Annotated in this window: 2 protein-coding genes; one reads left to right on the top strand and one right to left on the bottom strand. The window is 75.0% G+C overall.

Features of this window, described 5'->3' with window-relative positions; genetic code table 11:
* Window positions 1-10: 10 nt before the first annotated feature.
* Window positions 11-580 (top strand): TetR/AcrR family transcriptional regulator, encoded by a 570-nt coding sequence (locus HMPREF3086_RS01025; protein ID WP_061229069.1) that lies wholly within the window; start codon window positions 11-13, stop codon window positions 578-580.
* Between the two features lie 32 nt (window positions 581-612).
* Here the strand turns inward: HMPREF3086_RS01025 and HMPREF3086_RS01020 are convergent.
* The coding region (locus tag HMPREF3086_RS01020; RefSeq protein ID WP_371441634.1) for a DUF6537 domain-containing protein at window positions 613-1,320 on the bottom strand (708 nt) is incomplete at its 5' end.

The raw sequence follows: 1,320 nt of genomic DNA, 5'->3' as shown, positions 1-1,320 counted from the left end.
TGCGGCCCCGCTGACGCCGCGCGCGCAGGCCAAGGCGCGACGGCGGGGCGAGATCCTCGCCGCCGCGGCCCGACTCATGGCCCGCCGCGGATTCCACGCCGTGCGCCTCGACGACATCGGTGCCGAGGTGGGCATCTCCGGCCCCGGCATGTACCGCTACTTCTCCTCCAAAGAGGACGTGCTCGCCGAGATGCTGCTCGACATCTCCCGGCGGCTGCGCGACGGCGGTCGCGCGGCGGTGGAGCGCGGCGGCGACCCGGACCGGGTGCTCGACGCCCTGCTCGCCGTCCACGTCGACTTCGTGGCCACCGAGCCCGACCTCATCAGCGTGCAGTTCCGTGACCTGGGCTCGCTGCCCGCCGCACCGAGGCACGAGGTGCGGACCCTGCAGCGCGAGTACGCCGAACTGTGGGTCGACGCCCTCGTACGCCTGCGGCCCGAGTTGTCCTCCACGCAGGCGCGCGCGCACGTCCACGCGGTGTTCGGGCTGCTCAACTCGAGCCCGCGCCTGCCCGCGATGGCCGAGGCCGACCTGCGCGCCGTCCTCACCACGATGGCGTCGGCGGCCCTGCGGTCGTGACCGCGGGGTGGGGGGCGTGCTGCGGTCGGGCGTCAGCCCAGGGCGGCCCGGAGGCGGGCCATCTCCTCGCGGTAGCGCTCGACGTTCGCCAGCTTGACCTCCTCGTAGCCGCGGACAATGTCCGGCAGCTCGGCCAGCGCCACGGCGGTGCCGCGCCAGGTCGCGTCCCGGCCCGCAGGGCCGGTCCGCCGCAGGTCGTCCACGAGCTCGTCGACCAGGGCGCGGTACTCGTCCAGCAGCTCCCGCTCGACCCGGCGGACCACGGCGTAGCCGAACACGTCCAGCGGGGTGCCGCGCAGCCGCTTCATCCGGGCCAGCGCCCGCATCGCCGGCATGGCCTTCGGGCCGAACGAGATCTTCTTCTTCATCCCCAGGGCCCGCAGAGCCGGCGGGTGGAGCTGCAGCCTGGCCACCGCCCCCTCGCCCCAGTCCTCGTCCAGCTGGGCGGCGAACTCGGGGTCCAGTGCGAGGCGGGCCACCTCGTATTCGTCCTTGTAGGCCATCAGCTTGAACAGGTTCCGCGCCACCGCCAGGGCGAGCGGCTCGGGCGCCGGGTCCGTCGGGGTGCCGTCCTGCAGCGTCTCGGCGTCGCGCACCGCCTCCACCCGCCGGACGTAGTCGGCGGCGTACGCCTCGTCCTGGTAGGCGACGAGCTCGTCGACCCGCCGGGCCACCACGGCACGCAGCTCGTCCGAGGCCTCCGCGCCGAGCCCGGCGAGCGCCCGCGCGGCGGCGGGGGA

It is taken from the genome of Dietzia sp. HMSC21D01 (assembly GCF_001815995.1).
In the GTDB taxonomy this organism is placed as follows: Bacteria; Actinomycetota; Actinomycetes; order Mycobacteriales; family Mycobacteriaceae; genus Dietzia; species Dietzia cinnamea.
This window is presented reverse-complemented; position numbering and strand designations above follow the sequence as displayed.